Origin of the sequence: Aerosakkonema funiforme FACHB-1375, from assembly GCF_014696265.1 — a bacterium.
Taxonomy (GTDB): domain Bacteria; phylum Cyanobacteriota; class Cyanobacteriia; order Cyanobacteriales; family Aerosakkonemataceae; genus Aerosakkonema; species Aerosakkonema funiforme_A.
This window is the reverse complement of sequence record NZ_JACJPW010000190.1, coordinates 1-9,982: the sequence shown is the minus strand read 5'-3', so window position 1 is coordinate 9,982 and position 9,982 is coordinate 1. Positions and strand designations below refer to the sequence as shown.

At 44.8% G+C, this 9,982-nt stretch carries 6 protein-coding genes; 1 reads left to right on the top strand and 5 read right to left on the bottom strand.

What is annotated here, in order from left to right:
• Positions 1-268: 268 nt before the first annotated feature.
• The 4 genes from gatB to H6G03_RS35960 form a co-directional block, all read right to left on the bottom strand.
• Positions 269-1,753 carry an Asp-tRNA(Asn)/Glu-tRNA(Gln) amidotransferase subunit GatB gene (gene gatB, locus H6G03_RS35975; protein WP_190475526.1) on the bottom strand — a complete coding sequence of 495 codons (1,485 nt, stop codon included), beginning with the start codon at positions 1,751-1,753 and terminating at the stop codon, positions 269-271.
• Between the two features lie 90 nt (positions 1,754-1,843).
• The gene (locus tag H6G03_RS35970) at positions 1,844-2,272 is read right to left on the bottom strand and encodes a TFIIB-type zinc ribbon-containing protein (protein ID WP_190475524.1); all 429 of its coding nucleotides are present in this window, start codon (positions 2,270-2,272) and stop codon (positions 1,844-1,846) included.
• Entirely contained in the window at positions 2,269-2,610 is a 342-nt protein-coding gene (locus H6G03_RS35965; protein ID WP_199315649.1) for a VanZ family protein, read from the bottom strand. The genes H6G03_RS35970 and H6G03_RS35965 overlap by 4 nt, the downstream gene beginning before the upstream one ends.
• 728 nt (positions 2,611-3,338) lie before the next feature.
• Complete coding sequence (locus H6G03_RS35960; RefSeq protein WP_242057136.1) at positions 3,339-5,195, bottom strand: adenylate/guanylate cyclase domain-containing protein; 1,857 nt, start codon at positions 5,193-5,195, stop codon at positions 3,339-3,341.
• A gap of 241 nt (positions 5,196-5,436) precedes the next feature.
• On the opposite strand from H6G03_RS35960, the gene H6G03_RS35955 reads away from it, so the two are divergent.
• The gene (locus H6G03_RS35955) at positions 5,437-6,090 is read left to right on the top strand and encodes a PEP-CTERM sorting domain-containing protein (RefSeq protein ID WP_190475518.1); all 654 of its coding nucleotides are present in this window, start codon (positions 5,437-5,439) and stop codon (positions 6,088-6,090) included.
• A 156-nt stretch (positions 6,091-6,246) separates the two neighbouring features.
• Here the strand turns inward: H6G03_RS35955 and alaS are convergent, their stop codons facing one another.
• Positions 6,247-8,931, bottom strand: a complete 2,685-nt coding sequence (gene alaS / locus H6G03_RS35950) for an alanine--tRNA ligase (RefSeq protein WP_190475517.1) — start codon at positions 8,929-8,931, stop codon at positions 6,247-6,249.
• Positions 8,932-9,982 lie beyond the last annotated feature (1,051 nt).

The following is a 9,982-nucleotide window of genomic DNA, read 5'->3' as shown; positions in this document are numbered from 1 at the left end:
AGGGGAAAGAGGGGGAGCGGGGGAGCGGGGGAGTGGGGGAGTGGGGGAATGGAAGAATGAATATTTTCCTCTCTTCCCTAGCCCCTAACCCCTAACCCCTAACCCCTAGCCCCTATTCCCAAAAAAAAAGGGGAGTCGCTTGGATGGACGACTCTCCCGATCATCAGGGTGCATCTACATACACCATTATAAAAGGATGGGGGTGAGGGGTGTCACCCCCTATTTGTATTTTTTTTGTAAAGCAGCGCTACTTTTTATCAAGTTGCGATTAAGCTTTCAACTTTTGGGCCAGCAGTTGGTTGGTCAGCACAGGGTCGGCGCGACCGGAGGTTTTCTTCATCACTTGTCCGACAAAGAAGCCCAGCAGCTTGGTTTTACCGTTACGGTACTGTTCCAACTCTTTGGGGTTTGCGGCTAAGATTTCGTCGATGATGGTTTCCAGGGCGCTGGAGTCGGAAATTTGGGTTAATCCCTTGCTTTCGACCAGATCTTTAGCCGAACCGCCCTTTGTCAGCAATTCGGGTAAAATTTCTTTGGCAATCTTACCGCTGATCGTTCCGGCTTCGATCAGGGAAATCAATTCGCCGAGAGTGTCGGGTTTGAGGGCGATTTGGGAGATGGTGAGTTTTTCGTTGTTCAGGTAGGCGGTGATATCGCCCATCACCCAGTTGGCGGCTTGCTTGGAATTAGCACCAGCAGCAACAGTGGCTTCAAAATATTCGGTGACTGTGCGATCGTCTGTCAGTACTCGCGCATCGTAAGCGGAAAGGCCCAGTTCGCTTTCGTAGCGGTGGCGTTTGGACGCCGGGAGTTCTGGCAATTCCGATTTCCACTTGTCCAACTGTTCGGCGGAAACTTCGATGGGTGCTAAATCCGGTTCGGGGAAGTAGCGGTAGTCGCTGGAACCTTCCTTACTCCTCATACTGATGGTGCGTTGGCTACCTTCTTCCCACAGCCGAGTTTCTTGGAGTATCCGCTCTCCGGCTTCCAGTGCGGCGATTTGGCGATCGATTTCGTATTCGATCGCTCTTTGAATCGCACTGAAGGAGTTCATGTTTTTAATTTCAACTTTAGTGCCAAATTTTGTTTCTCCCACCGGACGCACGGAGATATTCACGTCGCAACGCAGCGAACCTTCCTGCATATTACCGTCGCTGACTCCCAGATAACGCAGGATGCGACGCAGTTCTTGAGCGTATTCGGCTGCTTCTTGTCCAGAACGGATATCAGGTTCGGAGACAATTTCTACTAACGGTACGCCTGTACGATTGAAGTCTACCAGAGAGTAGGTGGAACCGGAAAGTCGATCGCTACCTGCGTGAACTAATTTTCCCGCATCTTCCTCCATATGCAGGCGGGTAATGCCGATTTTTTTGCGGGTAGCTTTACCCGCGTCGTCCACTAATTCGATTTCCAGCCACCCGTGCTGGGCAATGGGCAGGTCATACTGAGAAATTTGGTAATTTTTGGGTAAATCGGGGTAAAAGTACTGCTTGCGATCGAATTTGCTATATGGTGCAATTTGACAGTTGAGGGCTAAGCCAGCTTTGACGGCGTACTCCAGTACCTTTTGATTCAGTACTGGCAACACCCCCGGCATACCCATGCAAATCGGACAGACGTTTTCGTTTGGGGGAGTCCCAAATTCGGTCGAGCAATTGCAGAAAATTTTGGTGTCGGTACTGAGCTGACAGTGGGTTTCCAAACCGATGACGGCTTCGTACTGAGTTTTAACTGGTGCAGCAGTTGTCATAAAGTAACTAATTTAGCCCTTTGCTACAATCGGCTTCTATTTTAACTTTCTATTGACTGGCTCCGATCGCGGCTTGACTCCCAGTTTATTTTATTTCGTTTCCTTTGCTATTCCATACTGCTTAAACACCTGGGAAAAATATTCGTCTGCCGCCGCTTCTCTGGCTGCTTCGGAACTAAATTCATTACGGATTTTAGGCAATTCACCCGCATCTAGCCAATAACCTCCGCACTTAGGACATTCATCAACCAACACTTCTTTTTTGACGCTAAAATAGTGGCGCATCATCACAATGTTTTGACATCTGGGGCAATGTCGCTTTTTCGCGTCATCAACCTGAATCTGTTCGTTTTTGTGAATGTTGAGCAGGATTTCATCAATAGTTTCAGTTGGTTCGTCAACATGATGAAGTTCAAAGCGATCGAACCAAATACCGCCACACCCACCTTCACACACATCCACCGTTATAGCTTCAGTTACTATTTCAGTTAAGTTGTTTTCACAAGCAGGACATTTCATATTTTTTGCTCCTTTGAGGATTGTTTAAATTTTACTCGTTCCGCTAGCCAATAAAAAACCGCAATCCCAACAAAATCAGCCGCTAAATCGGAAACACTGGCAGTTCGGTATGGCGAGAGCGTCTGAAGTAACTCATCAATAAAGCAACATATTACTACCAGAAGTGGTGCAATGGGTATGAAAATATTGCCGCAATTAATTTTTCGCTTGTTTAAAGCTAAATGACCAAAAAAAGCTGCCAAACCTAATAAGATAAAATGCCCCATCGTATCGTAAAACGGGATAGTCGATGATTTGACTGGCAGAATTTTCAGGTAAGCAGAGATAGATATGCTCATTAAAATGGCGAAGTAAAACCAAAAAGCAAAAATCCAGGCTTTTTTTGAGGATTTTGGCCAAGAAAGCTTCATATTTGTTGAGTTTAAGTGTACTTGCTCTGACACTACAAACCCAGAGGAGGCAATTCCCGATAGCGAGAAAGTATAGCAAAAGTCAAAAGTCAATCATTTACAATTTTCCCTCTCCCTCTCCCTCTCCCTTTCAGAGGGTGCCTAACGCACTATGCCCGAATGCCACTAAGTTACTCCCTTTCCGCTCAAAGAATATGTATTGCATTAGGGGGGAGTGGGGGAGCGGGGGAGTGGGGGAGAAAAGAACAACAGGTAACTTGCGATCGATAATCTTACGGCGGGAAGGGAGTAAGCAAAATTTGTTGCCCAGATCCCCGACTTCTTCAAGAACTCGGGGATCTAGCTCCAGCTTATCTTAGTGCTATTCCACCATGCCCCAAATTGATAACAAAAATTAATATTTTACCCCATCAACCCAAAAGAATCGCATCAATTGCCTAAAAAAATCCCTCTCTTATCTGCGTTTATCTGCCTACATCTGCGGTAAAAATTTAACCCTCGATCGCAACAGACAATTTTTCCCATAACTCATATAATACCGATGTAACAGGACACAATATCGCATCATAGCTAGTAGCATCAAACAGCATATAATACTTCGCAATAAGAGTCAAAAAAACAAATCTAAAATCTGCTATTGAAAATTTGCAATAATTTTAATCTGTCTCAAAATTTTTGTTGCCGATAAGCAGATAAGTTGTCATTTCGCCTTTACCTTTTACCTGAATTGGGCCGCGTTTTTCAAACTCAAACTTGTCATCTAAACACTTGTAAGTCGCCTCTGTCACCTGAATACAGCCTGACAAACCGTGAGATTCCATGCGGCTGGCAGTGTTAACAGTATCACCCCACAAATCGTAAATAAACTTTTTGATGCCAATTACTCCGGCGACAACTGGCCCAGTGTTGATACCGATTCGCATACTGAAATCTACATTGTTGAGTGCATTAAATTGCTTAATTTCTAACTGCATATCAAGGGCCATTTTGGCTATTGCTTCGGCGTGGTCTTGGCGAGGTATGGGAAGACCTCCAACTACCATATAAGCGTCCCCAATAGTTTTAATTTTTTCTAACCCATGTTTTTCCACCAGTCGATCGAATGCCGAGAATATTTCGTTAAGTAATGTAACAAGTTCTACTGGCGATGTGCGAGCTGCTAGCTTAGTAAAGCCAACGATATCGGCAAATAGCACCGTTACTTCTGGGAAGTTATCGGCAATAGTCGATTCTTCTTGTTTCAAGCGATCGGCAATTGGTTGTGGTAAGATATTGAGTAACAAATGCTCGGATTTTTCTTGTTCTGCTTTTAGTTGTTTTAAAGAAGATTCTAACGCGGCTAACATCCAATTTATTGTTGTTGCCAAAGTGGATAATTCATCTTTGCCTTGGCTGGATACGCGCATGGAAAGATCGCCTGTAGCGCCAATAGTTTTGACGTTATCGCTGAGACGAGCTAACCGCAACAAAACCATTTTTTCTAACAGCAGTAAATTGGCGACGCCAAAGACGAAGCCAACTCCCAATAAGGAGAATAGCAGAAAAATTAAACTTGTTTTTCCTTGATTGTAAAGAAACCTATGTAATTTGACTTCTAAAAGTAAAACTGGTTGGCCGTAAATATTTTTGAGGAATGTGTATCCAGCAATTGAATTATCATTTAAATGTCGCACGACAATGTTATCGTTGGCAATTGGTGAATTGCGATCTTTTTCTGTTACTTGCTGAGTTTTGGCTTTAATTTCTTCCTCTTTACTTGTTAATTCGGAATGCACTTCCTGTAAGTTGGGGGGTAGCCGAGTATCGTTTAAAGGATAAACGCTCAAAGATAATTGGGTGAGGGCGGCTAAACGCTTAATTTCTTCGGCATCTAGGTAGCGTCCCATGACGACGGTGCCGCGAATTGGGCCTGTGTATTTGTTGGTAACGATCGGATGAGAGGCAATTAGGAGTGTACCTTCTGGTAATTGAAGAATTCCGGTATGGTTGCTTTTTGGGTTAGCGTGTTGTAGCAGAAGCGTCTCTGACTTCAGATGTTCTTCTAGCGCTTTTGGTACGGGAATAGCTTTCTTACGCTTGAAATCAAAGGCTTTGCTGAATATTTTTTGACCGGAAGAATCGATTAGTACAGTAACGTTGAGCCTAAAATCCGAAAAAGTTTGATTGCCGAGATTGACTTTGATATAACGGGGATTTTTATTCTCCATAAAAGAGTATGTTTCGTCCCACACGCCCCACTGACGAACTGCAATGTCTACGTCACCAATATCTTCGGATAAGCCATCCAAAGCTCGTTTCACGCCTTGGTTAGTATACTCTTTCTCTAATTCATAGATATGCCTCATGAGGAGGAAGGATGCAGTGGCATACAAAACTCCAACTAGCCCCGCAAGCGTTAGACTGATAATCAGCAGTGTTTTTTGACGCAGTTTCATGAGGTTGGCGATCGAGATAATCGGTGATGAGATCGGTAATGGCAAAAAATGTTCATTACCGTTGTTGTTCCCATCCATGTTGCACTGAGTTTAGCCAGACTGACAATAGCATCTCAGTTCCATTTGAGTTTCTCACGACCAGCCGCTTGACGGGCCAGAGCATTGACATTGTAGCTTCATCAAATTTTTATAAGACAAGCTTCTACTATATTTTGTTTGTAAAGATGCGCGAGAAAGCCTTGGCACTCCCAGATGCCGGGTGGCAGGATTGAACTATCTAAAGGATGAGCTTAAGTACCTCCAGGGATAGATGACATATATGAAGATAGCAACTAAAGCAGCCTTTGCGCTCCCCATTTCTCTCATCGTTACATCGATAGCGGCCCTACCTTCGCTGGCAGGAACTTTAACCTACGCCACGAAAGTAGAGTTTTACAATAACAAAGGCACGCCGATGGATGCCTATAGAACAGATACTGATAATGCTTTAGGTGCGCCCCAAATTGACCAAAGTAATAATAGCAATAAAGATTTCCTCAGTTTGGGTATTAAAGGGGAAGCTATATTTAGCTTCGGAACGCTTTTTGCGGGTCAAGTTACTCTCTGGGAGACTACTTGGGGAAATTACACCCAACAATCACAATATGATGAGCAGGTGCAGGTTTTTGTTGGGAATGACTTAAACGGTAGCAATTGGCTGGATATTGGCACTATCAAGAATATTACTGATAATGCTTTTAAGAATCCGCTCGGTGCGACTCTCAATATCAACAACAATAATACTTATAAATATGTCAAACTGATTGACAAATCACCAGCCGGATCTGGCAGAGATGGTTTCGATGTTAATGCTATTGCTGTGATGGGCGTTGAAACTGCTTCTGTTCCCGAACCAGCTTCGGCATTAAGTTTACTAGCTTTGGGTGCTTTTGGTACTGGTTCGGTTCTGAAGCGCAAACAACAAAAATCCTAACTGAAGCAGAAAAGGTTGGCTCATACCTCTTTGGTAATTTTAGTCACAGAAAAAGCATGAAGGATTGCGGCGAAATTAATCGCGTATTTATCGCCGCAATCCTTCAAAATCAGAAAAGTTTTGGATAATTCTCGATCGAGAGTAACAAAAAAGAGTTTAAGCCTGCAAACCTTCCCGCAACTGAGTGCGAGCGGTTTCCAAGGCTTCTTTTAATTTACTCGCATCGCGTCCGCCTGCTTGAGCTAAGTTGGGTCGTCCGCCACCGCCGCCGCCACAAATTTTCGCGATCGCACCAATAAATTTGCCAGCTTGTAACCCTTTTTTATTGACTTCTGGGCTAAAAACTGCTACAAAATTCACTTTTTGCGGTTCGGGAACTGACGCTAGCACTACAGCAGCGTTGCCCAATTTTTGCTGCAATCTTTCGGCTGCTGTTTTGAGGGATTCGGCGTCAACTTCTCCCAACTGTGCAACCAGGATTTTGCCATCGCCGACTGTCTCTGCTTGAGATAGCAATTGGTCGGATTTTGCGATCGCGAGTTCTGCTTTGAGCGCTTCTAGTTGTTTTTGAGTTGACTTCAGTTCGTTTTGCAGGTTGTTGATGCGATCGGGCAATTCTTCCGGTTTCGCTTTCAGGTTACCGCTCAACTCTTTGACTACTTTATCGCGCACGTTCAAATAGTCAAGCACTGATGGCCCCGCTACGGCTTCAATGCGTCGCACTCCAGCAGCTACACCAGACTCAGAAATTATTTTGAAAACGCCTATTTCAGCGGTGTTGCTAACGTGAGTTCCGCCGCAAAGTTCCATCGAAACGCCTGGGAAGTCCAACACGCGCACTTCGTCGCCGTATTTTTCCCCGAACATCGCGATCGCACCTTTTGCCTTTGCTTCTGCTAGCGGTAAAACTTCCACTTTGCCAGCGTGTGCTTCGGCAATCCAGGTATTAACTTGTTCTTCAATTTGTTGCACCTCTTCTGATGTTAAAGCACGGGGACTGTTGAAGTCAAATCGCAGTCTGTCGAACGCTACTAACGAACCGGCTTGCGATATGGAATCATCGACTATTTTTTTCAATGCCGCTTGCAATAAGTGAGTTGCGGTATGATTGGCTTGAGCGCGACGACGACAAGAGCGATCGATTTGAGCGGTGACGGGATCGCCTACGCGCAAAGTACCGCGATCGATGCGTCCGAAGTGAACGAAGAAATCCGATTCTTTCTTGACATCTTCAATTCTGACCACGATACCGTCGCCAGTGATGTAACCGCGATCGCCTATTTGTCCGCCGGATTCTGCATAGAATGGTGTTTTGTCGAGAACGATTTGTAAGTCTGTTCCCGCTTCCGCTGCTTCTACTGATTTGCCGTTGACGAGAATGACTTCGACAATGCTTTGGCTGAGAGGTTGAGTGTAACCCAAAAATTCTGTTGCGTGGATATGTTCGGCGAGTTTATCCAGCGAACCTTGTACGGTTAAGTCGATGGTTTCGTGGGCTTCTTTAGAACGGGTTTGCTGTTCTTCCATTGCTGCTTCGTAGCTAGCCGTATCAACAGTCAATCCTTGTTCGGCGGCAATTTCTTGAGTTAGTTCAAAGGGGAAGCCGTAGGTGTCGTATAGGGTAAAGGCGTCGCGTCCGGAAATTTCTGTTGTGGGATGGGCATCTTGCCCGGAGGATGACAGGCGAGACGCCTGTCCCACAAGAGCTTTTTGGATAATTTCTGCAAGCAGTTTTTCGCCGCGATCGAGGGTTTTGAGGAATTGGTTTTCTTCCCGTTGCAGTTCGGCTTTGATTTGCGCTTCCCGTTGGCGCACGTTGGGATAAGCTGCTTCGGAAAGTGCGATCGCACTCTCTGCTACTTTTGTGATAAATTCTCCTTCAATTCCGATTAATCTGCCGTGACGAACAACGCGACGAATTAATCGCCGCAACACATAACCGCGACCGATATTCGAGGCGCGAATTTCATCGGCTATCATATGAACGACTGCGCGAACGTGGTCGCCAATTACTTTCAGGGAAATTTTGGTTTTCTCATCAGCTTGGGTGTAATCGATTCCCGCAATTTCAGCGGCAGTTTTGATAATTGGGAAAATCAAGTCTGTTTCGTAGTTGTTCGGCACTTTTTGGAGGATTTGCGCCATTCTCTCCAATCCCATACCGGTATCGATGTTCTTGCTTTGCAGTGGTGTCAGATTGCCTTCTACATCCCGGTTGTACTGCATGAACACGAGGTTGTAGTATTCGATGAAGCGGCTGCCATCTTCTAAATCGATGTTGTCGTCGCCGAGTTCGGGGTGAAAATCGTAGTACATTTCCGAACAGGGGCCGCAGGGGCCGGTAGGGCCAGACACCCAGAAGTTATCGTCTTTACCCATGCGTTTGATGCGATGGGGAGGAATGCCGATTTTGTCTCTCCAGATGGCAAATGCTTCGTCGTCTTCCTCAAAAACGCTGACGATGAGGCGTTCTGGGGGCAGTCCAAAGGTTTCGGTTGACAGTTCCCACGCCCAGGCGATCGCTTGTTCTTTAAAATAGTCTCCAAAGCTGAAGTTACCCAGCATCTCGAAGAAGGTGTGGTGTCTGACCGTGCGTCCCACGTTCTCGATATCGTTGGTGCGGATACACTTTTGGGATGTGGTAGCGCGGGGAACTTCTGCTGTTCTCTGTCCCAGGAATATCGGTTTGAATGGCAGCATCCCAGCGATAGTCAGCAGTACGGTGGGGTCTTCTGGCACTAGGGAAGCGCTGGGCAGGATTTTATGCCCCCGCTGGGCAAAAAAGTCAAGAAATGTTTGCCTAATTTCGTTACCGCTGAGGTACTGGGGAGAGGAAGCCATTGGTCTGTATGAAAGTGTGTCGTCAACATTCTAATTTTTACATTTTGTTGAGGACGCGGGGGCATCTTTGTCGGCAGCTAACAGATCCGTCAGAATATTTTGGAGTGCAAATTACTGATGTCTAAGTAAAATTAAGTAGTGTAAAACATCGTAAATTTAAGTAAACAGGTGTTCTCAGGCTATCGGAACCGTGTTAATTTTAGATTGGATACCAAAGAAACACAAATCACAAGGTCAAGACCTGGTGTCCCCCGTCAAAGACCTACTTGCAGCAAAAGAAAAGGCATACGATTATTCGTGGCAAAACGCTCTTGTTAGAGCAATGCCAAACCAACAGTCTGGTAAGACAAAATAATGCGGTCGCCATCATATCAAAGCTGCAATAACTGTCCACCTTAGTAATGAACTGTTCATTCTTCGTCCTAGTTTTTGACGATCGACACTTGAGAAATCCAAAAATTCCGTTCTAGTGTGCCTAGTCTCCTTGACTGGGCACACAGCGTTTTTGGCGGTTAGTGCGATCGCACACCGCTATTTTTATACTTTCAAAAGCAAAAATACAGCGACAATTCGTGGCTATTGGCTGTCATACTTTCCTTTCTTTTTTGCTTGTATCCGCAATTTAATACATTTTTATAAAAATCATACCATCTGGCATAGATTACCCATTAATAGCGATGAATAAATATTATTTTACTTGCACAGCCTATAAGAATAAATTTTCCTCTTACTGAGTTGTTGTACCTGTAATTTACAGATGCTTAAAGGTTGGGTATTCGTGAGGTCTCATCTTCACAATTTTTTCACCTTTACCGTGTAAACTTATACCACAACTTTTAACAAATTTATAGGAAAGTTAAAATGGATACAACAACCTTACTTAGCAAAATAGTAAATGGCAAATCTTTCAATGGCATAAGCTTGAGTGGCACTAACTTGAGTAATAAGTAGTCGGACAAAAGTAATCGACACTGTATGAACTTTTGTTAAGGCACTTGCAGGAGTGCCTTCGCACAGCGTGCCGTAGGCATATCGTGCATCGGCACAATTA